The organism is Streptomyces sp. ADI96-02 (assembly GCF_003846185.1).
Lineage (GTDB): Bacteria > Actinomycetota > Actinomycetes > Streptomycetales > Streptomycetaceae > Streptomyces.
Genome location: NZ_ML123034.1, coordinates 2664542 through 2690769 on the forward strand (window position 1 = coordinate 2664542; position 26228 = coordinate 2690769).

General features: G+C 70.2%; 21 protein-coding genes and 1 pseudogene. 12 read left to right on the forward strand and 10 right to left on the reverse strand.

Annotation, left to right across the window (positions count from 1 at the left end; genetic code table 11):
- Positions 1-131: pseudogene (locus EES43_RS11515) on the reverse strand (UTP--glucose-1-phosphate uridylyltransferase); the annotation flags it as partial.
- Between the two features lie 94 nt (positions 132-225).
- Here EES43_RS11515 and EES43_RS11520 point away from each other — a divergent pair.
- Positions 226-807 carry a 5-formyltetrahydrofolate cyclo-ligase gene (locus EES43_RS11520; RefSeq protein WP_124271918.1) on the forward strand — a complete coding sequence of 194 codons (582 nt, stop codon included), beginning with the start codon at positions 226-228 and terminating at the stop codon, positions 805-807.
- Positions 808-895: 88 nt separating this feature from the next.
- On the opposite strand, the gene EES43_RS11525 is transcribed toward EES43_RS11520, so the two are convergent.
- Positions 896-3643 carry a penicillin acylase family protein gene (locus EES43_RS11525; protein WP_124268646.1) on the reverse strand — a complete coding sequence of 916 codons (2748 nt, stop codon included), beginning with the start codon at positions 3641-3643 and terminating at the stop codon, positions 896-898.
- Between the two features lie 276 nt (positions 3644-3919).
- Here EES43_RS11525 and EES43_RS11530 point away from each other — a divergent pair, with 276 nt between their 5' ends.
- From EES43_RS11530 to EES43_RS11550, 5 genes are all read left to right on the forward strand, one after another.
- On the forward strand, positions 3920-5710 hold the full coding sequence (locus tag EES43_RS11530) for a potassium/proton antiporter (RefSeq protein WP_241192380.1): 1791 nt from the start codon (positions 3920-3922) through the stop codon (positions 5708-5710).
- Positions 5711-6096: 386 nt separating this feature from the next.
- Positions 6097-7377, forward strand: coding sequence for an MFS transporter (locus tag EES43_RS11535; protein WP_124268647.1), 1281 nt, complete (start codon positions 6097-6099; stop codon positions 7375-7377).
- Positions 7378-7443: 66 nt separating this feature from the next.
- Entirely contained in the window at positions 7444-7797 is a 354-nt protein-coding gene (locus tag EES43_RS11540; protein ID WP_124268648.1) for an FmdB family zinc ribbon protein, read from the forward strand.
- A 117-nt stretch (positions 7798-7914) separates the two neighbouring features.
- The gene (locus EES43_RS11545) at positions 7915-8859 is read left to right on the forward strand and encodes an S-methyl-5'-thioadenosine phosphorylase (RefSeq protein ID WP_206430035.1); all 945 of its coding nucleotides are present in this window, start codon (positions 7915-7917) and stop codon (positions 8857-8859) included.
- Positions 8860-9076: 217 nt separating this feature from the next.
- On the forward strand, positions 9077-9787 hold the full coding sequence (locus EES43_RS11550; protein ID WP_241192381.1) for a hypothetical protein: 711 nt from the start codon (positions 9077-9079) through the stop codon (positions 9785-9787).
- Positions 9788-9869: 82 nt separating this feature from the next.
- Here the strand turns inward: EES43_RS11550 and EES43_RS11555 are convergent, their stop codons facing one another.
- Positions 9870-10094, reverse strand: coding sequence for a hypothetical protein (locus EES43_RS11555; protein WP_124268649.1), 225 nt, complete (start codon positions 10092-10094; stop codon positions 9870-9872).
- 209 nt (positions 10095-10303) lie between these two features.
- Here EES43_RS11555 and EES43_RS11560 point away from each other — a divergent pair, with 209 nt between their 5' ends.
- On the forward strand, positions 10304-11395 hold the full coding sequence (locus tag EES43_RS11560) for a P1 family peptidase (RefSeq protein ID WP_241192382.1): 1092 nt from the start codon (positions 10304-10306) through the stop codon (positions 11393-11395).
- Between the two features lie 386 nt (positions 11396-11781).
- The gene (locus EES43_RS11565) at positions 11782-12528 is read left to right on the forward strand and encodes a DUF6227 family protein (protein WP_124268650.1); all 747 of its coding nucleotides are present in this window, start codon (positions 11782-11784) and stop codon (positions 12526-12528) included.
- A 164-nt stretch (positions 12529-12692) separates the two neighbouring features.
- On the opposite strand, the gene EES43_RS11570 is transcribed toward EES43_RS11565, so the two are convergent.
- Both EES43_RS11570 and EES43_RS11575 read right to left on the reverse strand, forming a co-directional pair.
- Positions 12693-13691, reverse strand: a complete 999-nt coding sequence (locus tag EES43_RS11570) for a sigma-70 family RNA polymerase sigma factor (RefSeq protein WP_124268651.1) — start codon at positions 13689-13691, stop codon at positions 12693-12695.
- 535 nt (positions 13692-14226) lie between these two features.
- Complete coding sequence (locus tag EES43_RS11575) at positions 14227-15006, reverse strand: dioxygenase family protein (RefSeq protein WP_124268652.1); 780 nt, start codon at positions 15004-15006, stop codon at positions 14227-14229.
- A 255-nt stretch (positions 15007-15261) separates the two neighbouring features.
- Between EES43_RS11575 and EES43_RS11580 the strand changes: the two genes are divergently transcribed.
- Entirely contained in the window at positions 15262-15774 is a 513-nt protein-coding gene (locus EES43_RS11580) for a MarR family winged helix-turn-helix transcriptional regulator (RefSeq protein WP_124268653.1), read from the forward strand.
- A gap of 107 nt (positions 15775-15881) precedes the next feature.
- Here EES43_RS11580 and EES43_RS11585 read toward each other — a convergent pair whose 3' ends face one another.
- Both EES43_RS11585 and EES43_RS11590 read right to left on the reverse strand, forming a co-directional pair.
- Positions 15882-17414: an MFS transporter gene (locus EES43_RS11585; protein ID WP_124268654.1), complete on the reverse strand. Its 1533-nt coding sequence runs from the start codon at positions 17412-17414 to the stop codon at positions 15882-15884.
- A gap of 339 nt (positions 17415-17753) precedes the next feature.
- Positions 17754-18419: a TetR/AcrR family transcriptional regulator gene (locus tag EES43_RS11590; protein ID WP_124268655.1), complete on the reverse strand. Its 666-nt coding sequence runs from the start codon at positions 18417-18419 to the stop codon at positions 17754-17756.
- 323 nt (positions 18420-18742) lie between these two features.
- Here EES43_RS11590 and EES43_RS11595 point away from each other — a divergent pair, with 323 nt between their 5' ends.
- Positions 18743-20020 (forward strand): M6 family metalloprotease domain-containing protein, encoded by a 1278-nt coding sequence (locus EES43_RS11595; RefSeq protein WP_124268656.1) that lies wholly within the window; start codon positions 18743-18745, stop codon positions 20018-20020.
- On the opposite strand, the gene EES43_RS11600 is transcribed toward EES43_RS11595, so the two are convergent.
- The gene (locus EES43_RS11600; protein ID WP_241192635.1) at positions 20007-21710 is read right to left on the reverse strand and encodes a class I adenylate-forming enzyme family protein; all 1704 of its coding nucleotides are present in this window, start codon (positions 21708-21710) and stop codon (positions 20007-20009) included. The two genes, EES43_RS11595 and EES43_RS11600, sit on opposite strands and share 14 nt — an antisense overlap.
- A gap of 1583 nt (positions 21711-23293) precedes the next feature.
- Here EES43_RS11600 and EES43_RS11610 point away from each other — a divergent pair.
- Complete coding sequence (locus EES43_RS11610) at positions 23294-23962, forward strand: HAD family hydrolase (RefSeq protein ID WP_124268658.1); 669 nt, start codon at positions 23294-23296, stop codon at positions 23960-23962.
- Positions 23959-24837 carry an NAD(P)-dependent oxidoreductase gene (locus tag EES43_RS11615; protein ID WP_241192383.1) on the forward strand — a complete coding sequence of 293 codons (879 nt, stop codon included), beginning with the start codon at positions 23959-23961 and terminating at the stop codon, positions 24835-24837. The genes EES43_RS11610 and EES43_RS11615 overlap by 4 nt, the downstream gene beginning before the upstream one ends.
- Here the strand turns inward: EES43_RS11615 and EES43_RS11620 are convergent.
- Both EES43_RS11620 and EES43_RS11625 read right to left on the reverse strand, forming a co-directional pair.
- Positions 24821-25372 carry an ATP-binding protein gene (locus EES43_RS11620; RefSeq protein WP_124268659.1) on the reverse strand — a complete coding sequence of 184 codons (552 nt, stop codon included), beginning with the start codon at positions 25370-25372 and terminating at the stop codon, positions 24821-24823. The two genes, EES43_RS11615 and EES43_RS11620, sit on opposite strands and share 17 nt — an antisense overlap.
- On the reverse strand, positions 25372-26228 hold an 857-nt coding region (locus EES43_RS11625), incomplete at its 5' end, for a P-loop nucleotide/nucleoside kinase family protein (RefSeq protein ID WP_124271923.1). The genes EES43_RS11625 and EES43_RS11620, both read right to left, overlap by 1 nt.

Here is a 26228-nt window from a genome sequence, read left to right on the forward strand (position 1 = left end):
GGCTTGTCGACGACCGGCAGCATCTCCTTGGGAGTGGCCTTGGTCGCGGGCAGGAAACGGGTGCCGAGACCTGCTGCCGGAATGACAGCCTTGCTGATCCTGGAGGGCGACTGAGTCATGCGCAGAACCATAACGGGTTGACCTGCCCGTAAGGTGATCTGTGCGTGAATTTTGTCATCAAATATGACCTTACGAGAATGGTGCGACTCACCCGTGAACGCGGACATGTCCGGAAAGGCTCCCCTGCGGCGCGAACTGCTCGCCGCTCGGGCCCTTCTGACTCATGAGGACGTCGAAAAGGCCGCCTCGGTTCTCTCCGCCCGTGCGATGGAATTGAGCGAATTGGCCGACGCCCGAACGGTCGCCGCGTATGTCTCGGTCGGCCGCGAACCCGGCACCCGCGCCCTGCTGGACGCGCTGCGCGGGCGAGGCGTCCGGGTGCTGCTGCCGGTGCTCCTGGAGGACAACGACCTGGACTGGGCGGCGTACGCCGGGCCGGAGCACCTCGTGCGGGCCGGCCGAGGACTGCTGGAGCCGGACGGCCCGCGCCTGGGCCCCGAAGCGGTCCTGGGGGCCGGCGCGGTCCTGCTGCCCGGCCTGGCCGTCGACCCGGCCGGCATGCGCCTCGGGCGTGGCGGCGGAAGCTACGACCGGGTGCTGGCCCGGCTCTCCGCCGCCGGGGCCGACCCGGCGCTCGTCGTCCTGCTGTACGACGACGAGGTGGTCGCGCGGGTCCCCTCGGAACCGCACGACCACCCCGTGGACGCCGTGGTGACTCCTGCCGGAGTCCGGCGCTTCGGCCGGTGAGCGACCGCGTCAGCACCTGTGCGACCGGCTCACCGCCCGAGCGACCGCCTCACGGCTTGAGCGACCGGCTCAGCGCCTGAGCCACGCCTTACGGCTTGAGGGTCAGCGTGTCGACGGTGGACTCGCCGACCGCGTCGGCCCCGAAGGACCAGTCGAGCAGTTCGCCCTCGACCCACTTGTCGGTCTGGTCGGTGTAGTTCGCGTTGAACGCGTGCCCGGAGGCGCCGGAGAGGTTGATCCAGCGGGACTTGTCCCAGTCCCCCACGTTCACGACCATCCGCATCGACGGGACCCACACGACCTCGTAGCCGCTCGCCGCGTTCCAGCCGGTCGCGTTGACCGCGGCCTCGCCTCCGCCGAGGTTCCACGGGCCCCGGTTCAGGGCCCGCTGGAGCAGCGCGGGACCTTCGGTGCCGAGGGTCTGGTTCTTGAGCGTGAGGCGGTGCAGCCGGCCCCAACTCCAGGTGGAGATGGACTTGCCGAGCTTGGCGGTCAGCTCCCAGCGCGCGTCCTTCATCGCCCGCGCGAAGACGTCGTCCCGGCTCACCAGGGCGTCCTCCCGGCCCTGGGCCGGGGCCTTCCACCACTCGTTGTCCTGGTCGTCCATGATCTCGCGGACCACCTGGTACCAGCGGTCGCCGCCGTCCGGCTGCGCCGTGTCGCCGTCGCGCTGGCCGCACTCGCGCACGAGCCGCTTCTGCTCGTCGACCGGACCGCTGCTCCTTGCCGGCGGCACGTTGAGGCAGTCGCCCTTGACGCGCAGTTCCTTGGGCAGCTTGTTGCCGAAGGTCAGCTTGAGGATGTTGCGCCAGACGCCGTTGAAGTACGCGGCGGCGGCCGAGTCGGGCTCCTGCGTGTAGTCCCAGCCCTCCAGCAGCTTCTGGGCCTCGCGCACGCTCGGGTCGGGGATGTTGATCTTCAGCAGCTCGGGCACCAGCAGCGCGGCGATCTGGCTGGTGTTGTCCATCTGCATCTTCTGCATGTCGTCGGTCGAGACCTTCTCGCCGCCCTTGATCTTCTGGGCGATGAGGTCGTTGATCCGCTGGCTGCGGGCCCCGTAGCCCCAGTCCTTGGTCAGGAGGTGGGGATAGGCGCTCTCGTCGATGACGGCCTGGTTCGCGGTGACGATGTAGCCGCGCTTCGGGTTGTACTCGTAGGGCAGCTCGTCGAACGGGACGGGCTCCCGCTTCCAGCCGTACTCCGCGCTCCACCCGGGGCTGGGCAGCGTGCCGTCGCCCTTGAGCCGGACCGGGATCTTCCCCGGGGCCTGGTAGCCGATGTTGCCCTTGGTGTCGGCGTACAGGAGGTTCTGCGAGGGCACCTCGAAGTGCTGCGCCGCGCGCCGGAAGCTGGTGAAGTCCTTGGCGCGGTTCAGCTCGAAGACGGCGTCCATGGACTTGCCGGGTTGCAGCGCGGTCCACTTCAGGGCGACCGCGTAGCCGTCGGCTCGGTCGGGCGCCGCGTTGCCGACGGGCGCCTTCTGGCCGACCTTGTCCAGCTCTCTGCTGCGGTCCGAGACGAGCGGGCCGTTGTTCGTCTCGCGGACGGTGATCGTCCGGTCCCTGCCGCCCGCGACCTTGATGGTCTCCTGACGGGTCGTGAACGGCCGCACCTTGCCGTCGTACTGGTATCCGTCGCCGGAGACCTTCTCCAGGAAGAGGTCCGTGACATCGGCGCCGAGGTTGGTGAAGCCCCAGGCGATGTCCTGGTTGTGACCGATGATCACACCGGGCATGCCGGAGAAGGTGTAGCCCGCCGTGTTGTACTGGCAGGTCGCGGAGATCTGCCGGCAGTGCAGGCCCATCTGGTACCAGAGCGAGGGGAGCATCGGCGCCAGGTGCGGGTCGTTGGCGAGCAGCGGCTTGCCGGTCGTCGTGTGGTCGCCGGAGACGACCCAGGAGTTCGAGCCGATGCCGTTGCCGTTCGGGCCGAGCAGCGCCGGGATCTCGTCGAGGGTGTCGGAGAGCGCGGAGAGCTGGGTGTTCAGCCCCTGGGTCGCGCCCTGCGCCGTCTGCGAACCGAGTCCGGTCGGCGACGGGACGGCGGCCGGGTCGAACTTCCCGGTGACCGGGGAGACCGTGCCGCGCTCGACGATCGGCTTGTTCCGCTCGTACGGGTAGTCCGGATACAGGTCGGCGATCTGGTCCGCGTCGAGCCGGCTCGTCAGCAGCGAGCGGTCGATCTCGTCCTGCATGTTGCCGCGCAGGTCCCAGGCCATCGCCTTGAGCCAGGCCACCGAGTCGACCGGGGTCCACTTGCCGGGCTTGTAGTCGTTGGTCAGCCCCAGCGCGGCGTACTCCACCGAGATGTCCGCACCGTCCTTGCCCTTCAGGTACGCGTTGACGCCTTCGGCGTACGCCTGGAGGTTCTTCTTGGTGCTCTCGTCGAGCACCTCGTCGTACTCCTTCTGCGCGACCTGCCGCCAGCCGAGCGTGCGCAGGAAGGAGTCGGTCTCCACCTGACCGGCCCCGAACATCTCGGAGAGCCGGCCCGAGGTCATGTGGCGGCGGACGTCCATCTCCCAGAAGCGGTCCTGGGCCTGGACGAAGCCCTGGGCGCGGAAGAGGTCGGCGTCGGTGTCGGCGTAGATCTGCGGGATCCCGTAGGAGTCCCGCTTGACCTCGACGTCACCGGAGAGGCCGTCGAGCTTGATGGATCCGGTGGTCTGCGGGTAGGAGGCCCGCACCGTGGACACGGACCAGTAGGCCCCGTACCCGACACCCGCGACGAGCGCCAGCACCAGGACGAGCACGATCAGGCGGGCGCGTCGCCCCTTCTTCCTGCCGGGCTTCTTCGCGTCGGAAGGGCCGGAAGAGGCGGTTGTGTTGGCGGGCATCGCTGTCCTTCGAGGGGCAGGGTGGTCCTGGGAGTGCAGGAGCAACCATAGGCGCAGCCGTGAAGCCACTCGGACGCGGTATGGAGATGCATCCATTTGCGTCCCGCTCGTACGGACGCTCGAAGGCGTCAAGGAAACGTTAAAGATTAGGTAAGGTAACGAAGTACTGGCTGCCGGAGGACGATCCGGCCGGCGCACGCAGGGAAGGAACGGACCCTGACTGTCCACACGCTCAACGAACTCCTGCTCGTCTGCTCGCTCGTCCTGCTCGTCGCCGTGGCGGCGGTGCGGATCTCCTCGCGCAGCGGACTCCCCAGCCTGCTCCTGTATCTCGGCATCGGGATCGCCATGGGGCAGGACGGCATCTTCGAGGTCAAGTTCGACAACGCCGAACTGACCCAGGTGATCGGCTACGCCGCCCTGGTCGTCATCCTGGCCGAGGGCGGACTCGGGGCGAAGTGGAAAGAGGTCCGTCCCGTCCTCCCGGCCGCGGCGGTGGTCTCGACGGTCGGCGTGGGCATCAGCGTGGGCGTCACCGCCGCGGCGGCGCACTACCTGGTCGGCCTGGACTGGCGCCAGGCCCTCATCATCGGCGCGGTCGTCTCGTCCACCGACGCCGCCGCCGTCTTCTCCGTCCTGCGCAGGCTGCCGCTGCCTGCCCGGATCACCGGTGTGCTGGAGGCCGAGTCCGGCTTCAACGACGCGCCCGTGGTCATCCTCGTCGTGGCGTTCTCCGCCGCCGGGCCGGTCGAGCACTGGTACGTGCTGGTCGCCGAGATAGCCCTGGAGCTGGCCATCGGCGCGGCGGTCGGCGTCGCGATCGGCTGGCTCGGTTCGCTCGGCCTGCGGCACGTGGCGCTGCCCGCCTCCGGCCTCTACCCGATCGCCGTCATGGCCATCGCCGTCTCCGCGTACGCGGCCGGCGCCATGGCGCACGGCAGCGGGTTCCTCGCGGTCTACCTGGCGGCCATGATCCTCGGCAACTCCAAGCTGCCGCACTGGCCCGCCACCCGCGGTTTCGCCGACGGGCTCGGCTGGCTGGCCCAGATCGGCATGTTCGTCCTGCTCGGACTGCTCGTCACCCCGCACGACCTCGTCGACGACTTCTGGCCGGCCGTCGTCGTGGGCCTGGTGCTGACCATGGTGGCCCGGCCGCTGTCGGTCTTCCTGAGCCTGGCGCCGTTCCGGCTGCCGGCGCGCGAGAAGATCCTCATGTCCTGGGCCGGGCTGCGCGGGGCCGTGCCCATCGTCCTGGCCACGATCCCGATGGTCTCCGGAGTCGAGGGCAGCACCAGGATCTTCAACATCGTCTTCGTCCTGGTCATCGTCTACACCCTCGTCCAGGGCCCGACCCTGCCCTGGGTCGCGGCCAAGCTGAACATCCCCGAGGACCCCGCCGACGCCGCCGACCTGGGCATCGAGTCCGCGCCCCTGGAGCGGCTGCGCGGCCACCTGCTGTCGGTCGCGATCCCCTCGAAGTCGAAGATGCACGGGGTCGAGGTCGCGGAGCTGAGACTTCCGGCCGGGGCCGCGGTGACGCTGGTCGTCCGGGACGACACGAGCTTCGTGCCCTCGCCCAGTACGGTGCTGCGCCGCGGGGACGAGTTGCTGGTCGTGGCCACCGATCCGGTGCGCGACGCGGCGGAGGCCCGGCTGCGGGCCGTCGGCGAGGGCGGCAAGCTGGCGGGCTGGCTGGGCGCGGGCGGCGGCTCCGCAGAGGCGGCCGGGTCGGGCGCGTCCAGCAGAACCGGTTCGCCTGCGCCCAGGGGTACGGGCCGGGCGGGCGGGTCGGCCGCACGCCGGGCGGCGAAGCCGGCCAAGCCCGCCAAGCGCGCCGGGCCTCCCGAACCGGCCACGCCCGCCGGGACCGCTCGGCCCGTCAAGGCGATCGAGCCGGTCGGCCCGGTCGGCCCGGTGAAGCGGCTCGGGCCGGGCGAGGACGACGAACCCGGCCGGTCCCACGGAACCGACCGGACCGACCGGACCGGACGATCCGACCGGTCCAACCGCGCCGACCGGACCGGACGGTCCGACGACGACGCCCCGAGCACGAACGCGCGCCGCTGACGGGGCGCTGCTGAGCGGGGGCGCTCCGCCGCACCCGAGGGGCGATCGTGGCGGCGGGGCGGCCACCGCCCGGCGAGGCGCACAGGGTGATGGTGTCGACAATCACAGGCCGACACCATCACCCTGTGCTCCTTCGGAAGGTTCACCGGGCCGCCGGCCTGTAGCATGAAGACAAACTTGATCGACCAACTCTGCCTGATGCAGAGCTGGCGCGACCGTATGGCGGTCGTGGTGTCTCTTCGCCCGGCGTTCTTCGCCGATTGCAGCGAGTCGCCCGGCATCTACCGCAGTTCCGCGCGAAGAGGACAGCTCTCGGCCGCTTCCGTCCGGCCGCCCCGCAAGGGTGCCGGGAAGCGACGCCACCAGGCGGCAGAAAGGCAAGGACCGTGGCGACCACGGTCTCCGACCGCCCCGGATACGGGCAGCTGTTGCGCACCCCCGGCGCGTGGACCTTCCTCCTCCCGGGCTTCGCCGCTCGGCAGCCCTTCGCGATGCTCACCATCGGCATCGTGCTCCTGGTCCAGAACACCACCGGCTCCTACGGCAGCGCGGGCGCCGTATCCGCCGTAGCCGGCGTCTCGATGGCGCTGTTCGCCCCGCAGGGCGGCAAGCTCGCCGACCGCTTCGGCCAGCGGGCCGTCCTGCTGCCCGGCGTCCTGCTCCACACCGTCTCGGTGAGCGCCCTGACCGCGCTGGCGCTGGCCGACGCCCCCCTGTGGGCGCTGTTCCTCGCCGCCGTGCCGACGGGCGCCTCGGTCCCGCAGATCGGGCCGATGGTCCGGGCCCGCTGGGCCGCGCTGCTGGGGGCGACGTCCGACCGGCCCGCCTCCCCGCTGATGCCCACCGCAGCCGCCTTCGAGTCGGTCACGGACGAGTTCACCTTCGTCCTCGGTCCGGTGATCGCGACGGCGCTGTGCACCGGCGTGCACCCGGCGGCCGGACTGATCACGGAGGCGGCCCTCACCCTGATCGGCGGGCTGCTCTTCGCCGCGCAGCGCGCCACCCAGCCGGCTCCCCGCAGTGCCGCCACGGCGGCCGAACCGCACGCCTCCGCACTCTCCGTGCCGGGTGTGCGCGTCCTGGCGATCTCCTTCCTGGGCATCGGCGCCGTCTTCGGCGGCATGCAGGTCTCCCTGACGGCGTTCTCCGAGGAGATCGGCCACCCCGGCGTGAACGGCCTGCTGTACGGCGTCTTCGCGGCGGGCAACATGCTGGCGGGCGTCGCCTGCGGCGCCATCGCCTGGAAGATCAGCCCGCGCCGCCGGCTGATCGTCGGCTATGTGGCGCTGACGCTCACCGCGTCGGGGCTCTGGGCCGTCCACTCCGTACCGTTGCTGGCCGGGCTCGGCCTGCTGGTCGGGCTCTGCATCGCTCCGGCGCTGATCAGCGGCTACACACTGGTCGAGGCGCTGGTTCCGGCGACCGCCCGGACCGAGGCGTTCACCTGGCTGACGGGCGCGGTGGCGCTCGGCCAGGCGGCGGCCGTGACCGTGGCGGGGCAGCTCGCCGACGCCCACGGTGCGAGCACCGGGTTCCTCGTTCCGCTGGGCGGGACGGTACTGGCCCTGGTCACTCTGCTGGCCCTGCGCTCACGGCTCGCGCCGAGCGCCGCCGGACGCACCGTGGCACGTGGGATCGGTCACCGGGAGCCGGTCACGGTGGACTGATCCGCAGGAATGCGTCAGTATGGAGCGTCGTTAGCACTCATTGAGTGAGAGTGCCAGGAGGAGCAAGTGCCGACCTATCAGTACCAGTGCACCGAGTGCGGCGAGGGCCTCGAGGCGGTGCAGAAGTTCACCGATGATGCCCTGACCGTGTGCCCGAGCTGCGACGGACGCCTGAAGAAGGTGTTCTCCGCGGTCGGCATCGTCTTCAAGGGTTCCGGTTTCTACCGGAACGACAGCCGCGGCTCGTCGTCGAGCAGCACGCCGTCGTCGGCGACCGCGAAGTCGTCCGACTCCGCGTCGTCCTCGTCCCCGTCTTCGTCGTCGACGGGTTCGGACACGAAGGCCGGTGCGTCGTCGTCCAGTTCCTCCACGCCGTCGTCCTCCGCGTCGACATCGTCGAGCGGTACGTCGGCGGCCTGAGCCCCGCACGCCCACGCTTCACCGCACCCCGCCGGGTCCCGCCCGGCGGGGTTTCGGCGTTCCCTCGCGTTCCCCGGCGTTCCCCGGCGGAAAGGGCCGCCCGGATACTGTGACCGCATGGTGAACGCACACACGGACACGAACTCCGGTACGGCCACGGGCGCGGGTACGAGCCCGGGTACGACCGCCGGTACGAGCACGACCACGGACGCGGCCACGGACGCGGCCTCGGCGCGAGCGGAGATCGGCGTCATCGGCGGCTCCGGCTTCTACTCCTTCTTGGAGGACGTGACCGAGGTCGCCGTGGACACCCCGTACGGGCAGCCGAGCGACTCGCTGTTCCTCGGCGAGATCGGCGGCCGTCGGGTGGCCTTCCTGCCCCGCCACGGACGCGGTCACCATCTGCCGCCCCACCGCATCAACTACCGGGCCAACCTCTGGGCCCTGCGCTCCGTCGGCGTCCGCCAGGTGCTCGGCCCGTGCGCGGTCGGCGGACTGCGACCGGAGTTCGGCCCCGGCACTCTGCTCGTGCCGGACCAGCTGGTGGACCGCACCAAGGCCCGTACGCAGACGTACTACGACGGCGAGCGGCGTCCCGACGGCACCAGGCCGAACGTCGTCCACCTGGGCTTCGCTGATCCGTACTGCGCCGAAGGTCGTACGGCGGCGCTGGACGCGGCGCGCGGACGCGGCTGGGAGCCGGTGGACGGCGGCACGCTGGTGGTGGTCGAGGGACCGCGTTTCTCCACCCGTGCGGAGTCGCGCTGGCACGCGTCCATGGGCTGGTCGGTGGTCGGGATGACCGGGCACCCGGAAGCCGTCCTCGCCCGCGAACTGGGGCTCTGCTACACGACGATGACGCTGGTGACGGACCTGGACGCGGGCGCGGAGGCGGGTGAGGGCGTCTCGCACGAGGAGGTGCTGGAGGTGTTCGCGGCCAACGTGGACCGGCTGCGGTCGGTGCTGTTCGACGCGGTGTCGGGGCTGCCCGCGACGGCGGCCCGCAACTGCGCCTGCTCCCACGCGCTGGACGGCATCGACACGGGCATCCCGCTGCCCTGAGCCGGCCTTCCCTCCGTGCCCTCCCCTCCCCTCCCCTCCCCTCCCCTCCCCTTCCTCTCTCACCGGTTCCCCTCCTCACCGGAACGGGTGGCGGAGTTCTCCCCATCCACGGAGTTGTCCACAGGCGTCAGCGGGATCGGGGAGGACGGTGGATCGTGGGTCGAGCCCGCCCGGGACCGCCGGGCGGCTCCTCTCTCGTCCGTCTCCAGGTGATGCCATGCTCCGGTCCACGGTCCTCCCGTCGATGGTCCCGCCCATGTCGATGGTCCCGCCCACGGTCCCGGTGCCCGCGCCGTGCGGCGTGGGCGCGTTCGCACCGCTCAGGGTGCGCGGCGCAGGTGCGTACCGGCTCCGGCGGACCCTGCGCGGGCAGTGGCGTGCCCTGGCGGCCTGCCTCGCTCTGGCGGGAGCCGCCCTGGCCGTCATGGCCCCGGGCGGGGTGGAGGAGCGGCCCACCGCTGCGCCCTCCCCACCGGAGTCCGCGCGTCCCTCGGCGGAGCTGGTCTCGGCTTCGGTGCGGATCGCCGACGCGGCGACCGTACGACTGCTGCGGCCGGGCGACCGAGTCGACGTGATCGCGATCGGCGCGGCGGGCGAGGACGCGGACGCCCGGGTGGTGGCGCGGGGCGTGCGGGTGGCGAAGGTCCCGTACGCGGGGGCCGGAGCCGGTACGCAGCCGCCCGGCGGCGACCATGGCGGTCTTCACGGTCCTCAAGCCGGGTACCCAGGCGTTCGGGGAGATCCGGGAGACGACGGAGCCCACGGGGAAGACGGAGCCCACACGGACTACGGGGACGTCGGAGGCTTCGACGATCCGGCGGGCGGCGGGGCAGGGGCTCTGGTGACGCTGTCGGTGGAGCGCTCCGGCGCGGCGGCCCTGCTCGGCGCCGGCGTTTCGGGACGGCTGGCCGTGGCGGTTTCCCGATGAGGCCGGTGCCCGATGAGACGCTGCCCGACGCGAAATCACGTGCCCTCGCGGGGCGGAGCAGCGTGACCGGGCGGGTGGCCGGTCAGATGTGGTGGGGCGGCTTCTCGTCGAGGAAGCGCGCGAGGTCGGCGGCGGTGCCGCCGGCAGAGGGCCGCTCTCCCCAGCCCCGGTCCGTGTCGTCCGCCGACTGCTGGTCGAGCGGATCGTCGAAGATCAGCGCGGGCGCGGGCTTCGGTCGCTCGGGCGACTCTGCCGGTGACGGCTGCTGCTTCGCGTCTCGCGGGCCGGGGACGGGGGTGGCGCTCATGCTTACCAGGGTACGGCGGCCCGCGCCGGAGCGTGTGCCACCGCGGGCGGGCCGGCCTCCGGCCCGTCGGGACCCACGCCGGGACGGCGAGGCGCGGTCGCCGGTACGTTCGAACGGTACGGGTGCGCACGTTCCGGACGGCACGGGTGCGCGCCGGTCGACCGTACCGGTGCTCGCCGGTCCGGGGACCCCGATCCGAGGAGCATGGGATGACGGACCCGAGGCACGGGATGACGCCCGAGGCACCGAACCCGCCGCTGCTGGACGCGGTGACCGATGTGGCCGGGATCCGCGTCGGGCACGCCCGGGTGCCCGGTGAGGGCGCGTTGAGCGGGACGACCGTCATCCTGGCGCCCGAGGGCGGGGCCGTGGCCGCCGTCGACGTACGGGGCGGGGGGCCGGGGACGCGGGAGACGGACGCCCTGGACCCGCGCAATCTGGTGCAACGGGTCGACGCCGTCGTCCTCACGGGCGGCAGCGCGTTCGGCCTGGACGCCGCGTCCGGCGTGATGGCCTGGCTGGAGGAGCGGGGCAGGGGCGTGCGGGTCGGCGCGGATCCCGCGCGCGTCGTCCCCGTGGTCCCCGCCGCCGCCCTCTTCGACCTGGGCCGGGGCGGCGACTGGCGGGCCCGGCCCGACGCGTCGACCGGCCGGGCCGCGGTGGAGGCCGCCGCCGCTTCGGAGCCGGGCGGTCCGGTCGCCGAGGGCGGGGTGGGGGCCGGTACCGGTGCGGTGGCCGGGCAGCTCAAGGGCGGGATCGGGACGGCGAGCGTGCGCCTCGCCTCCGGAGTCACCGTCGCCGCGCTGGTCGCCGTCAACGCGGCGGGTTCGGTGTTCGACCCGCGCACCGGGGTGCTGTTCGGGGAGTACGGGGCCGAGGCGCCGCCGGCGCACCCGTCCGCCCAGACGCACGCGGCGGCGCTGCGACGGCTGGCGCGGGCGCAGAAGGCGCGGGAGGCGGCCGGGGGCGGTGTGCCGCCGTTCAACACGACGCTCGCGGTCGTCGCGACGGACGCGGACCTGGTGAGGGCCCAGGCCCAGAAGCTTGCGGGGACCGCACACGACGGTCTGGCCCGTGCGGTGCGCCCGGTCCATCTGCTGACCGACGGGGACACCGTGTTCGCGCTCGCCACGGGACGGGTGCGGGTCCAGCCGGACAGCCCGGCCGCGGTCAACGAGATCCTGGCGTCGGGGGCCGACGTAGTGGCACGCGCGATAGTGAAGGCGGTGCGCGCCGCCCGGACGACCGAGGGGCCCGGCGGCGGCGACTTCCCCTCCTACACCGACCTGTACGGCACCTGAGGGAGCGCCGGTGCAGCGCCGGAGTGCGGTACGAGTGCGCGCGAGCGCTGCCGTACGAGTGCGCGCGAGCACTGCGAGCCGGTTGCGCCGAGCACTACGATCCCGGGTGCACCGAGCGCTGGAAGCCCGGGTGCGCAGGCACTGCGAGCCGGGGTCAACAGGGCGCTGCGAGCCGGGGTGCGCAGCGCCCGTGCGGGGGCGCGCGCTCCTTCGATTCGCCACCGTGGCACGCACGTTCATCCCAAGCACCCGAAATGCGACGGGCAGTTCGGGGGAACTTTCTGCGTGCGCCCTACGTTTTCACGAACCCCGGTCACGATGTCGGACCCAGGGACTACGTTAAGCACGCACCAAGTCACACGCGGCGACGGCCTGGAGACAGCACCTTGAGCGATCCGTACGAGACAACCGAGCAGCACCTCGACCGACTCCTGCGACGCGCCCTGAACTCTTTCGACCTCCCCGACAGGACCGTCGACCGGCTCGGCTCGGCCCTGGCGCACAGCAGTTCACTCCACTCCTCGCACCACAGCTCCGTGCTCCACCGCGAGACCTACCGCCACACCTACCTCCTCACCGACGGCTCCGCCCTGACCCTTTGGGAGCTGGTGCACAGCGGCGACCGCGACGCCCGGACCCCCCGCCGGCACGAGCTGTACGACGACGAGGGCGACGCCCACATCGCGGCGGCCCGGCTCGCCGGGAGCTTCGCGGACGCCTCCGCCTTCGCCGACGAGGGCACGCAGGGGGACCTGGAGGCGCTGACGGTCCTGATGTCCGCGCCTCCGGCCCCGACGCCCCGTACGTACGCCCCCGACAATTCCGCGGACCACGCCCGCCGGGTTCTTCGGCGCGCGGAGAACGGGGACCGGCCCGGCCCGGAGAAGGCCCTGCTGCTCCGTTCCGCGTTCGCCCACCACATCACCCAGGTCTTCGGACGGCAGTGCCGAGTGGACGGCCAGGAAGCCGGGTTCACGCTCTACGAACACGCTTTCCTGCTGCTGGACGGCAGCGAGACGAGCCTGTGGGAGGTCGAGCACACGGCGACGCCCGACGGCCGCCACATGTGCGAGGTGTACGAGGACGAGAACGCCGCCCGCACGGCGATGGAGAGCCGCACCAGAATCTGCTGAGGGACGGAGCCGAGGGACCGAAAAGGGATGAGCCCCGGCGCCGGGGGGGGTGGGCGCCGGGACTCAGCTCGCGGGACCGGTGGGAAAACCGGTCGGGTGACCGGAGCGATCCGGTCGGTGCGCCGGCGTGAACCGGCTCAATACGGAGATTACGGGTTATCGGCTCACGCCGCAGCGTCAAAGCCCGTGTCGTGAGCCATTCGCTTCAATTCGAGCAGCGCGTGCTTCTCGATCTGGCGGATCCGCTCCCGCGTCAGGCCGTGTTCCTTGCCGACCTCGGTGAGAGTCCTCTCGCGGCCGTCCTCGATCCCGTACCGCATGCGGATGATCGACGCCGTGCGGTGGTCCAGCTTGCCGATCAGGTCCTCCAGCTCCTCGCTGCGCAGCAGGGTCATCACCGACTGCTCGGGCGAGACGGCGGAGGTGTCCTCCAGCAGGTCGCCGAACTGGGTGTCGCCGTCGTCGTCCACGGACATGTTGAGGCTGACCGGATCGCGGGCCCAGTCCAGCACGTTGCTCACCCGCTCGGCTGTGGAGTCGAGCTCGGTGGCGATCTCCGCGTGCTCCGGGTCGCGCCCGTGCTCGCGGTTGAACTCGCGCTGGACCCGGCGGATCCGGCCGAGCTCCTCCACCAGGTGGACGGGGAGCCGGATCGTGCGGGACTGGTCGGCTATGGAGCGGGTGATGGCCTGCCTGATCCACCACGTGGCGTACGTGGAAAACTTGAAGCCCTTGGCGTAGTCGAACTTCTCGACCGCGCGCACCAGGCCCGCGTTGCCTTCCTGGATCAGGTCGAGCAGGGGCAGCCCCGCGCGCGGGTAGCGGCGGGCCACGGCGACGACGAGTCGGAGGTTGGAACGGATGAATATGTCCTTGGCGCGCTCGCCCTCGGCGACCAGCGCCTCCAGCTCCTCACGCTTCGCACCTCCGGCTTCGCTCTCCACCTCGCCGTCGAGGATCTGCTGGGCGTAGACGCCCGCCTCGATGGCCTGTGAGAGGTCGACTTCCTTGGCGGCGTCGAGCAGCGGTGTGCGAGCGATCTCGTCCAGGTACATGCCGACCAGGTCGCGATCGGCGATTTCCCCGCCCACGGCGCGAACACTGCTTGCCCGGTCGGTCCCACCGGTGGTGGACGTACGACGGGCGACGGCACGGGTTGCCATGCGTGCTCCCTTGCTGAGTAGGTCGCGACACCCTTTCGGGTGCCCTGCATCCGATGGAAACAACGACTGGAATCCGGACAGAATTCCCATGCCGCGCATTCATTTTCGCGATCATGCAGTACCCTGTCCGGCTCCTCGGCCGGTACACCCTCCGCACGTACCCCCGGAAGCGCAGGTCAAGGCCGCTGCGGGGGAGGTTGGGGCCATCGGTGCCGCTTGGGCGGCTGAAGGATCAGCCCCCTCCCGATGAGACCGCGGTCACACGAATCGCGTCCCACCGTCCTCCTCGGCCCCGCTCGACTGGACCCTCCTCGACTCCGCTCGACTGGACCTTCCTCGGACCCGCTCGACCTTCCTAGGCCCCTACGATCGCGTTCCCGCCGCAGCCCCGCTCACACGGCAGGCGGCCGAGGGCAGCGGTGCCCGGAGCGTGAGGTCCGGCTCAGCAACCACGCGCCGATGGCCCGCTGAGGCACTGGTGGGCCGAGGGAGCCCGTACGCCCGTACCCGTACCGGCGTCTGCGCCGCGCCGCCCTCAGCCGAACTGCACCGACCGCTTGGCCAGCCCCATCCAGAAGCCGTCGATGACGCTCCGCCCCCGGTCCAGCTCGTCCTCCGCCGCGCCCAGCGTCACGAACAGCGGCGCGAAGTGCTCGGTGCGGGGATGCGCGAGCTTGCCGGCCGGGGAGGTGTGCTCGAAGTCGAGGAGGGCGTCGACGTCCTGCGCCATCAGAGCGCGGTTGCCCCAGTCGTCGAACTCCGCCGACCAGCCGGGAGTACCGCCCGCGTGCCGCAACGCGGCGAGGTTGTGGGTGAAGAAGCCGCTCCCGACGATCAGTACGCCTTCGTCGCGCAGCGGGGCGAGCTTGCGCCCGATGTCCATCAGCTTCCGCGGGTCCAGCGTCGGCAGGGAGATCTGGAGTACGGGGACGTCGGCGTCCGGGAACATCTCCACCAGTGGCACGTACGCCCCGTGGTCGAGCCCGCGGTCCGGGATGTCCTGGACCGGCGTACCGGCTCCGCGCAGGAGCTTGCGGACGCTCTCGGCGAGCTGCGGCGCGCCGGGAGCACCGTAGGTGACGCGGTAGTAGTGCTCCGGAAAGCCCCAGAAGTCGTAGACGAGCGGCAGCGTCTCGGTCGCTCCGAGCGCGAGCGGGGCCTCCTCCCAATGGGCGGAGACCATCAGTATCGCGCGGGGACGGGGCAGCGCGGCGGACCAGGCGGCGAGTTCACCGGGCCAGAGAGGGTCGTCGGCGAGCGGCGGGGCGCCGTGCGAGAGATAGAGGGCGGGCATCCGCTCCACGGTGACAGTCATGGCACTCCCCATCCACGGGTGTTGGGTATCGAGGTCGCTCGGTATCGAGGGCGGCCGGTATCGAGGTCTGCCGGTTCCCTGCCGGTCCGGCCGGGAACCGGCGGGGTTCCGCGAGGTCATCCGGGGGATCGTTCCTCAAGGGTCCTGCGGAACTCCCGGACGGGCGGACCTCCGGACAGATATCTTGAAACTTCAAGTTCCTGTATGCACAGACCTTAGCCCCATCTAGTTAAACTTTCAAGAAAAGGTCGTACAGTGGAGTCCATGACCACGGCATCCACCGGCGCGCCGCGCTGGCTCACCGACGAGGAGCAGCACGTCTGGCGCGCTTATCTGCATGCCACCACGCTGCTTGAGGACCACCTCGACCGCCAGTTGCAGCGTGACGCCGGCATGCCGCACATCTACTACGGGCTGCTCGTCCAGCTCTCCCAGGCGCCGCGCCACCGGATGCGGATGACGGAGCTGGCCAGGAACGCGAAGATCACCCGCTCCCGGCTCTCCCACGCCGTCTCGCGGCTGGAGAAGAACGGCTGGGTGCGGCGCGAGGACTGCCCGTCGGACAAGCGCGGCCAGAACGCGGTGCTGACCGAGGACGGTTACGCGATGCTCAGCAGGTCCGCGCCGGGGCACGTCGACGCCGTACGCCAGGCGATGTTCGACCGCCTCACCCCCGAGCAGGTGCGCAGCCTCGGCGAGATCATGCGGGTGCTCGCCACCGGCCTGGAGCCGGAGGGCACGGACGCGGATCTGCCCTGGCTCCGCTGAGCGGAACCAGGGCAGACACTCGGCGCGCGGGGGCCGTACGTACGGCGGGTGAGAGCGTCCGTACGTGCGGCAGGTGAGGGGGCGGTCGGTCGGCGGCCCCCGACCGGTCAGTGGGCGATGACCGGGATCTTGAACTCGTCCTCGGCGTCCGCCCCCGCCCTCTCGTCCGCCCTGTCCGCACCGCCGGAACCGGTACCCGGGCGACCGGTGTTGATCAGCGCGACCGCGATCGCGGCGGCGGCGGCGAGAATGCCGACCGCCCACCAGATGGCACTGGCGAAGCCGGTGACCATGGCCTGGAGCTGCAACAGCCTCGGGTCGGTCGCGGTGGCCGCGTGATCGGCGATGTACGCGGTGGTGGCGCCGGCGGCGATGGTGTTCAGCAGGGCGGTGCCGATGGCCCCGCCGACCTGCTGCGAGGTGTTGACCATCGCGGAGGCCACCCCCGCGTCACGCGGCTCGATGCCGTGTGTGGCCAGGGACATGGCCGGCATGAACGCCGTACCCATACCGAGGCCGAGGAGCAGTTGACCGGGCAGGATGACGGCCGCGTAGCCGGTGTTCAGGTCCAGCTGGGTGAGAAGCAGCATGCCGACTGCGGCGACCAGGAAGCCAGGCCCCATCAGCAGCCTCGGCGGGACCCGGGTCATCAGCCGGGTGCCGATCTGGGTGGAGCCGGTGATCATGCCCGCGATCATCGGGAGGAAGGCGAAACCGGTCTTGACCGGCGAATAGCCCTTCACGACCTGGAGGTAGTAGGTCAGGAAGAGGAACAGCCCGAACATGGCGATGACGGCGAGCCCGAGCGAGAGGTAGACCCCGCCCCGGTTGCGGTCGGTCAGCACGCGCAGCGGCAGCAGCGGCGACTTCACCCGCGACTCGGTCACGACGAAGGCCAGGAGCAGCACGCCCGCGGCGACGAACACGGAGACCGTCAGCGCGTCCGACCAGCCGGCTGTCTCGGCGCGCGTGAAACCGTAGACGAGGGCCACCAGGCCGAGCGTGGAGAGCGCGACGCCGGGGATATCGAGCGGTGAGCGGTTGCGCCCGCCGGCCGGCTCACGGACCACGAAGTACGCGCCCGCCGCGGCGACCACGGCGAACGGGATGTTGACGAAGAACGTCCAGCGCCAGTTCAGGTACTCGGTGAGGAAGCCGCCGAGGATCAGGCCGACCGCGCCGCCGCCGCCGGCGATGGCCCCGTAGATGCCGAACGCCTTGGCGCGCTCCTTGGCGTCGGTGAACATCACGGCGAGAAGCGAGAGCGCGGCCGGGGCCAGCAGGGCGCCGAAGACGCCCTGGAGCGCACGCGAGCCGAACATCATCGCCTCGTTCTGGGCTGCGCCGCCCAGCGCGGAGGCCAGCGCGAAGCCGACGAGTCCGACGACGAAGGTCCGCTTGCGGCCCCAGAGGTCGGCGATGCGTCCGCCGAAGAGGAGGAGCCCGCCGAAGGCGAGCGCGTACGCCGTGATGACCCACTGCTTGTTGCCGTCGGATATGCCGAGATCGGTCTGCGCCGAGGGGAGCGCGATGTTCACGATGGTCGCGTCGAGGACGACCATCAGCTGCGCGAGGGCGATGAAGGCCAGCGCTTTCCAGCGGCTGGGATCGGGGAGCCGGGTGTCGGCGGTTTTTGACATGGGCGTAGCCACCTAAGGACGTGCGAGGACACGGAGAACGTCGCGTGAAGGGTCGGGATTCGAGCCGTATGGGTGAAGTGACGCCGGACGCCGGAGGCATCGGGCGGCGGAGGCATCGGACAAGCCGCGGAGGTATCGGGCAAGCCGCGGAGGTATCGGGCAAGGGGAAAGGCGTCGGACGACGCGGCCGGGTTCGCCGTGGCGGCCGCGGTCGCCGTCGGGCCCTACGGATGCGGTCCGTACCGCAGGCCCGGTGGAAGGGGCCGAGCGAGCCGGTGGTCAGAAGTACCGGTGGTCAGAAATACAGGTGGTCAGAAGTACAGGTAGTCGGTACGGGCCTCAGGAGCGCCGCCGCAGATCCTCCAAGGTCGCCGCCGAGCCGGGCAGCCGGGAACGGGCCGGGGCCTCCAGTCCGTCCAGGAACAACTGCAGGTGGCGATGGGTGAAGCGGTCGATGTCCGGACAGGCGATTCCGGGCAGAGGCCGCGTGAGCTGGGAGAGGGCGACGAGTACGTCACCGACGGCGATGTCGGTGCGCAGCCGCCCCGCGGACATGGCGCGCCGCACGAGCCCTTCGACAGCCTCTTCGAGGCGCCGGCGCTCGGCGAGCAGATCGGGGTGGTCCCTGTCGAAGACGCCGGAGAGCAGCGGGCACAGAGCGCCGATCCGTTCGTCGGCGGCGGCGTGCACGAAGCTGCTGAGGGCTACGAACGGGTCCGGCTCGGCCGCGGCGGCCTCCTCGGCCCGACGGGTGGTGCGGGAGGTGACCGCCAGGACGACCTCGTGGGTCAGGGCCGCGCGGTCGGGGAAGTTCCGGTAGAGCGTGGCGTTGCCGAGGCCCGCCCGCCGGGCGACGTCGTCCAGCGGTACGTCCGGCCCGAACTCGACGAAGAGTTCACGGGCCGCCGCCACGATCCGCTCGCGGTTGCGCAGCGCGTCGGCCCTCGGCCGGGACGTACGGCGCTGTGCCGCCGGTGCGGCGGCGGCTTCAGCGGTGGTCTCCACGACTGCGGCTCTTCTTTCTGCGTAGCTGGACGGTCTGCCCTCTGGCCGGCCAGCTGACTGGCTGACTGGCTGACTGGCTGACCAGCTGGCGGAACGGTCCTCCTGATATCCGGGGACCGTTTCCCCGGTTACGGGAACACACGTGCAAACGGGGAAAGGATCCCCACTTATTTCAGCCACGCCTGTGACCTGCGCCACATCGCCTGGTGAGGAAAAACCTCCGATCGGCGCACCCAGCGAGCGGTGCCGCACCACCCGGCACAGGCTGATCGCCAGAGCGCAGTCAGGGTCGGCCGGCTGCCGCGGACCCCGAAGGCGCCTCTATGCAGCAGCCCCGCCGGCGGATACGCAGACACCGCCGCCCGATCGCCCTGGTCGGGGCCACCGCCCTGGTCATAGCCGCCGTCGCCACGGCCAGCAGCAGTCTCCCCGTCGGCGGCAGGGCGTCGGCCGGTTCCGCGGCCACCAGCCCTGACTCCGCGGCGGGCCCCTGCCGGATCGCCACCACGCTGGGCGTCCAGATGTCCGAGGGGATGCCGACCCCGCCCGGTTACACCCGCTCCACCGGCGAGGTCACGGCGCTGAACCTGATGATCGACTTCCCCGACGCGGAGGGAACGGAACCGGCGGCGGACCGGTTCGCGGAGTTCTTCCCGCAGACCTCGGAGTGGTTCCGGGCCAGTTCCTACGGCCGGCTCGTCTACCGGCCCGAGGCCCCGCTCAAGGACTGGCTGCGGATGCCGACGCCGTTCGCGGAGTACGGGATAGAGCGCGGCTCACCGTACGAACCGGGCTACCGCCAACTGGTCAAGGACATCGTCGAGGCCGCCGACCCGCATGTCGACTTCTCCGCGTACGACCTGGTAAACATCCTGGTCACCCCGAACGCCGGGCCCTCGGCCCTGGACACCGTGCTCTCCGTGACCTTCTCCGGCAACGACGAGGCTCCGACCGCCGACGGCGTGCCGCTCTCCAACACGTCCTTCGTCTACAGCCGCCAGGACGACGGCTCGGGGTCGTATCCCCAGACGGGTTACCGGGTCCTGCCGCACGAGAACGGCCACGTCTTCGGCCTGCCCGACCTGTACACGATGGAGGGCGGCGGTTCCGTCGGGCACTGGGACATCATGTCGGAGGACTGGGGCGCCAACAACGACCTCCTGGCCTGGCACAAGTGGAAACTCGGCTGGCTCGACAACGACCAGATCAGCTGCGCCTCCGAGGCCGGGGTGAGCGAGCACGCACTCGAACCACTGGCCGGGAAGGGCGGCACGAAGCTCGCCTTCATCCCGTTGAGCGCCGAGTCCGGTTACGCCGTCGAGGTCCGCACCGAGGCGGGCAACGACGAGGCGGTCTGCCGGCCCGGAGTGCTCATCTACAAGGTCAGCACGGACATCGACACCGGCCAGGGGCCGATCTCCGTCGCCGACGCCACCCAGGACAGCGGCGGCTGCACCCGGCGGCCCAACGTGCACGCCGAACTGTCGGACGCGCCGTTCCAGCCCGGCCAGACGTTCACCGACCGGGCCAACGGCGTACGGATATCCGTTCTCGACAAGGACGAGGACGGCGTCTACCGGGTGCGGATCACCCGTCCGTGAGCCGCCGGGCGCGCTCGGCGTGCGCCAGGAGCGGGGCGCGCAGTTCGCGCTTGAGGAGCTTGCCGGTGGCGTTGCGCGGCAGAGGTTCACCGGTGAGCAGGACATGGGCCGGGACCTTGAAGGCCGCCAGGCTCCGCGCGACGTGCTCGCGCAGCCCGTCCGCGGTGACGGCCGCGCCGGGGCGGAGCCGGACGAGCGCCGCCACCTCCTCGCCCAGCACCGGGTGCGGGACGCCGAGGACCGCCGCGTCGACCACGTCCGGGTGGTCGCGCAGGACGCCCTCGACCTCGACGCAGTACACGTTCTCCCCGCCCCGGATCACCAGGTCCTTGATCCGGTCGACGATCGAGACCCGCCCCTCGCGGAGCACGGCGAGATCCCCCGTACGGAACCAACCGCCGCTGAACGCCTCAGCCGTCGCGGGCGCGTCCCGCCAGTACCCGCGGAACAGCGACTGCCCGCGCAGCCACAGCTCGCCCGGCTCGCCGTCGGGCAGTACGTCACCGGTGGCGCTGATCTCGGCGGCTCCGGCCTCGGTGGCCCCGGCCTCGGTGGCCCCGGCCTCGGTGGCCCTGATGGCGGTGATCCTGACCTCGGTGACGGGGCTCGGGCGGCCGACGCTGCCGGGGTCGGCACGGTACTCGGAGCCGAAGTTCGCGAGGACGCCGCCGCAGGTCTCGGTGAGGCCGTAGCCGTTACGGGGCTCGACGCGCTCGCCGTACCCGGCCGTCAGCCGGCCGACCAGGCCCTGCGGAGCCGCGTCGCCTCCGGTGCTGAACAACGTCAGGCTCTCCAACCGGTCGCCCGCCCGTTCGGCGGCATCCAGCAACTGGAGCCCGGTCGTCGGAACCCCGGAGAAATGCGTGACGCCGTGCTCACGGACGAGCCGCAGCGCCTCGTCGGCGTCCCACCGGTGCATCAGGACGAGCGTGCCGCCCGCGGCCATCGCACCGTAGAAGCCGGTGAAGGCGGCGGCGTGGAAGAACGGGAACGTCATCAGGCAGACCGGAGCGGGCCCGAGCCCCGGGGTGCCGCCGCGCCCGAGCACGGAGGCGGCGGCGTGGTAGCGGGGATTGAGCGCGGCCCCGGCCTGGGCGAGGTGGGTGGCCACCGCGCCCCTGGGACGGCCGGTGGTGCCGGAGGTGTACAGGATCGTGGCGTCGTCCTCCGGCCGGGGCTCGACGTCGGGCGGCGCGGCCAGCGGATCGGGCGCCGGGAACTCCTCGTAGCGCTCGACGCGCACGCCGGGGGCGGTTCGCCCGCCGCCGTGGAAGAGGACGACGCGCGCACCGGCGCGCCGCGCCCACCCGGCGACGCGGTCCAGCCGCTCCCCGTCGACGAGCAGCACCCCGGGCTCGCAGTCGTCGAGGGCGTACGCGAACTCCCCTTCGGTCCACCACGAGTTGAGCGGTACGGCGATCAGCCCGGCCAACTGGACGGCCCAGAAGGCGATCTGCCACTCGGGGTGGTTGCGCATCGCGACAACGGCCCGATCGCCGGGCCACAGGCCGTACGACTCGCTCAGCCGGACGGCCAGAGCGGAGGCGGCGGCGAAGAACTCACCGTAGGAGAAACGCTGTTCACCGGCGACGAGGAACGGCCTGTCCCCGTAGGCCCAGGTGGCCTCCACGAACTCCCGGAGCGTACGCGGCCCGTCGGCGTACTCCAGCACTCCCTGCTCCCCGCGCACGACGGCGAAGGGCGCACCGGGCGCGGTGAGAACGGCCTCGACGCGCCGGGCACGCTCGGTGAGGGCGGCGGAATCCGGGGCGGCCGAAGGGCACGCCCCGCCTGCACGGCCGGGGCGGTCCGGGTGGCCCGGAGAAGGGGGCGGGGGCGGGTCGGTGTGCGGCACGGACGGCCTTTCTCGCGCTGGCTCGATGGACGAGACGCTATGCGGCCCGAGCCCGGACGACCAAGGGCAGGCGAGGTCAGAGGCGCAACGGACCCGCCCCCGCCGCCCTCACCACCCGGCCCCTCCCGCCGCCCGGACAGGCGCACACGCGGCCCATACGCCACCCGCTACACTAACGGCGGTGGCCACGCCTTCGTGCCTTCGTGGGGCTTGGACGTAAGTCAATACCTGCAGGTCAGGGGTGCACGGTGCAGCACCCTCAGAACGCACCAAGAGTGATCCGGGAACGCATTCCGAGATTGCGCAGGCCAGGGGCTGTTCCGCGGACTCAGAGCGCACCCTGGACACGGACTAAGCACAACACCTACGTCGGCTGCAGACATCGACCGAGCTCTGGCCCAGCCTCAGACGGCCACCAGAGACAAGGAAGGATCCAGGCGGCATGCCCCGGAGCAACAACGATCAGCTACCGGCGGCCTATGTCGTGTCTGGCAGTTGGCCTCGTGCCCAGCTCAGGGCGGATGCCCCGGTCAGCGCATACTACGGTCAGGTATTCGCTCGAAACCTGGCGCAGGCGATGACCGACTCCGGGATCGGACTGAGAGCCCTCGGGGAGCAAGCAGGTGTTTCCCACGCCACCATCAGCCGGCTACTACGTGGCATGGTCCTTCCCGACCTGGGAACTCTCGCACGCCTAGAAGCGGCACTGGGTGTCGGCCTGTGGCCCGGTCTGGCTGCTTGGACCAATCGAGACCTCGTCTGAGAGCGGTAGCACTTCGCGCATCGGCCAATAGCGCAGATAGCGACTGTGGAGTAGATCGGAGGACGAGTCCTTCGCTTAAGCTCCTCAACTTCCGCTCAAGGTTCCGCCTGACTGGATGAACTTGGCGTGCCACTAATTCGGTCAGACCCCAGCGTGAGCATGTGAGCACTGACCCCCAGCATGCCGATCAGACGGTTCTCATCGCGGTACTGTCACATGATAACGAGGTCTTGCTGCAGCAGACCGGCGGGACTCAGAAATGGCAGCCAGTACGGCTGGACGTCGAGCCCGGAAGTTCTAGCGTGGCCGCCCTATTGCAACTACGACAGCAGAGTCGGCTGGCTAGATCCGCGCGCATCGGTCGAGTCATCGGCCGAGTAGGCACTGACCCTTCCGACGGGCAACTGGCCGCACATTCAACTTCTTCGCTCTACATCCTCAGGGTCGGCGCGGCCGCATTTTCGGCACATAACTCCTCCCAAATCAGATGGTGGCCAATTTCTGAAGTCTCAACAGATCAATTCAATACATTTCCTAGCGAATTGGGAAAATTCCTGGAGGGATACGTAGGGGGGTGGATTCCTGACGGCACCATCACTCTTGATTCTTAGTTAGCTCGCCTCTCCCTCTCAAGACATGAGTAGAGTCAGTCCTCGTGCAACCTCTGGTGCTCTTCGATCTCGACAACACTCTGGTGGACCGGCGTCTGACGCTGGCCCGTTGGGCAGCTACCTTCCGCGCGCACTGTGGCCTTGGGCTTGAAGACGAGGGCTGGGTCATCGAGCAGCTCTCAGAGCGCGCCTCTCCAGCCCACTTCGAGGGCATCCGCACCCGGTTCGGTCTGGCCGAGTCGGCCGAGACGCTGTGGGAGGGTTACTGCGCGGACATCGCTGCTGCGGTCGTCTGCCCCGCCGAGGCTCTGGTCGGCCTGGAAAGACTCCGGGCCCTGGGATGGCGGATCGGGATAGTGACGAATGGTGCCGCAGGCGTTCAGTGGGCCAAGCTGCGGTCGACTGGCATTGCCGACCGGGTAGACGCCGTCTGTATCTCTGAGGAGGTAGGGGCACGCAAGCCGGAGCCGGCCGTCTTCCTCGAAGCGATCTGGCGGTGCGGGGGCCACGACAAGGGCGGTGAAGCGTGGATGGTGGGTGACAACCCGGTCAAGGACATAGAAGGCGGCCGCACCGCCGGCCTTCGTACGATATGGATCAGCGGTGACGTCACTTGGCCGCAGGGGTTGCCCGAACCCGATCATCACGCCCCCGATGTCCGCGTGGCTATCGAGTTGCTGGCGGCCGGCGAACCTGAGCGGAAGCAAGCGTGATCACTACTGATGTGACAGTGGGAATCCTGCACCCCGGCAGCATGGGAGCGGCGGTGGCTGGCCAGCTCAGACGCACCGGGGTGCGCGTGTTGTGGGTCCCCGACCGTCGCAGCCCGGCCACAGTGACGCGCGCGGAGACGGCTGAGCTGGAAGCATCCACCAGCCTCGGCGGCTTGTTGGAGCTTTCAGACGTCGTGATTGCCTTGTGCCCTCCGGCGGCGAGCGAAGAACTCGCTCATGAGGTAGCTGGGCATGGCTTGGCCGGGAAGATCTACGTCGAGGCGAACGCGATCTCGCCAGCTCGCGTGCGACGCATCGCGGAGATGCTTCCGGAATCTGTCTTCGTCGATGCCGCTGTTGTCGGGTCGCCGCCGGTCGGCGGTAAGCGACCGCGCTTGTACGTTTCCGGTCCGTCACTGGCCCTCGACCAGCTGAACAGGCTCTTCGCCGCCACAGACGTGCGAATCCATCTGCTCGGCGAGGACGTCGGCAAAGCATCGGCACTCAAGCTCTCCTACACCAGCTATCAAAAGGCTTCCCGGGTCCTTGCAGCTGTGGCCTACGGCGCCGCCGAGGCGAACGGGGTCGCCGACGACCTTCTCGACATTGCCTCACAGCGCTCGGGCAGCTACCTCACTGAGCCCGACTACATCCCTAAGACCGCTGCCCGCGCATGGCGCTGGGGCCCGGAGATGGAAGAAGCTGCGGAACTGCTCGCCGACGCGGGGCTGCCGGACGATCTAATGCGCGCGACGGCCTCCGTCCTGGCCCGTTGGAGCGGCACACGCGACACGAATCTGAGCACGCCCGAGGCCATAGAGCAGCTTCGCCACAACAACCCCGATCTACAGCCGGGTCTCACTCCGCCGCAGTGAGAAGACCCTGTATCCGCAGGGCGGCCTCGCGCGGCGACACTTTGTCGGTACGCAAGGTGAGTTCCCACTCAGCATCCGCATGACGATCAACATCCAACCGTGTGGCTTCCCACGCCTTGAGGCGTGCTGCATTGTCCGCGTCACCGCGCGCAACTGACCGTTGCTCTGTGACCTCTCGCGGGCACCAGAGCAGAACACGCCACCACCGTGCCCGGAAACCGCTAGCTACCGCCTGAACCCCGGCAATCTGACCCAGGTGGACAATCGGCACACGACCATTGCGGGTCGCTTCATCCAAGCCCGGTTGATCGACGACGTACGTGTTGCCGTAGCGCTCATTGCGGTAGAGAATCTGGTCCCGCTGCTCCAGTTCCTTCAATTCTTTGGCCGTACCCATACGGTAGCCCTGGGTACGACCACTGCCGATTTTTAGGCGCGCGAACAGAACATAGCGGGAATGGATTCTGGCAAGTTCCGCGGTGATGGTGTCCTTTCCTGACGCAGGAGGTCCGTACAGAAGGATTCCGTGGTTCATCAGAACACCGTTCCGAAGACTTGACGAACTTGGTCGGTCAACGAGATGGCCGCGCCGAGGCGGTTGTCGACGACAAGGTGCGGTACAGCGGGGCACAGGTCGGGGTTGAGGCTGGCAGTGTAGTCATCCCAATGCTGAAGCTTCCAGGAGTCCCGGGCAGCAGAGCGGAAGCTGATGTATTCATGCATTGTGTCTATGTCGCACTGGATCCAGATCGGCGCGACCGAGACGCCACGCGCCTCGCAGCGATTGGCCAGCCTCTGCATCCAACGCACGTCTGTGAGTTCCGCGACGAACGGCGCCGTGAGCACCGTGCTTATCGAGCAGTCCACGTTGGCGTAAGCGGCCTCCAACAGGCATTGATACTCCAGGGGCCGTACCTGTTCGCGGTATACGGCTGTATGCCGGTCGTTCGGTTCACTGCCCAGCGCGGTGAGCAACCGCTCCACCAGAGGGCGAGTGATCGGGTCCTTGTCGAGGACGGGCCAGCCAGTGAGTTGGGAGAGGAAGCGCGCAAACTCCGACTTGCCGCTGCCCGCGTAGCCGCCCACCAGTACGAGGGTGGGGCGGTTCGGGTCACCGCCGGTGTGCCGACGCTTCCAGGCGTCGAGGATGCGTTGTTGGAGCATCTCGCTGTCGGTGTCTTCGGTGCCTGGTGCCATCTGCAGCAGTGCACGCTCGACAGCGAGGAGATGTGCACCGTTGTGCACCTCGGCTGAAGGAGTGAACTGCATCCGAGTCTTCTCGCTCGGCAGACCGTGACGGAAGCCGAGTTCGGGCTCAGTGGCTCTGTAGAGCAGGCAGTATGCACGCCGGTAGTGCGGCCCCGGGTAGACCTCGCCCTGTTCGTGCTGCC

Excerpts from the sequence above, each read along its gene's own strand:
- EES43_RS11520 (WP_124271918.1), top strand. The coding sequence starts at position 226 with ATGTCCGGAAAGGCTCCCCTGCGGCGCGAACTGCTCGCCGCTCGGGCC.
- EES43_RS11525 (WP_124268646.1), bottom strand. The coding sequence starts at position 3,643 with ATGCCCGCCAACACAACCGCCTCTTCCGGCCCTTCCGACGCGAAGAAG.
- EES43_RS11545 (WP_206430035.1), top strand. The coding sequence starts at position 7,915 with ATGGTGAACGCACACACGGACACGAACTCCGGTACGGCCACGGGCGCG.
- EES43_RS11550 (WP_241192381.1), top strand. The coding sequence starts at position 9,077 with ATGCTCCGGTCCACGGTCCTCCCGTCGATGGTCCCGCCCATGTCGATG.
- EES43_RS11555 (WP_124268649.1), bottom strand. The coding sequence starts at position 10,094 with ATGAGCGCCACCCCCGTCCCCGGCCCGCGAGACGCGAAGCAGCAGCCG.
- EES43_RS11560 (WP_241192382.1), top strand. The coding sequence starts at position 10,304 with ATGACGGACCCGAGGCACGGGATGACGCCCGAGGCACCGAACCCGCCG.
- EES43_RS11570 (WP_124268651.1), bottom strand. The coding sequence starts at position 13,691 with ATGGCAACCCGTGCCGTCGCCCGTCGTACGTCCACCACCGGTGGGACC.
- EES43_RS11575 (WP_124268652.1), bottom strand. The coding sequence starts at position 15,006 with ATGACTGTCACCGTGGAGCGGATGCCCGCCCTCTATCTCTCGCACGGC.
- EES43_RS11585 (WP_124268654.1), bottom strand. The coding sequence starts at position 17,414 with ATGTCAAAAACCGCCGACACCCGGCTCCCCGATCCCAGCCGCTGGAAA.
- EES43_RS11595 (WP_124268656.1), top strand. The coding sequence starts at position 18,743 with ATGCAGCAGCCCCGCCGGCGGATACGCAGACACCGCCGCCCGATCGCC.
- EES43_RS11620 (WP_124268659.1), bottom strand. The coding sequence starts at position 25,372 with ATGAACCACGGAATCCTTCTGTACGGACCTCCTGCGTCAGGAAAGGAC.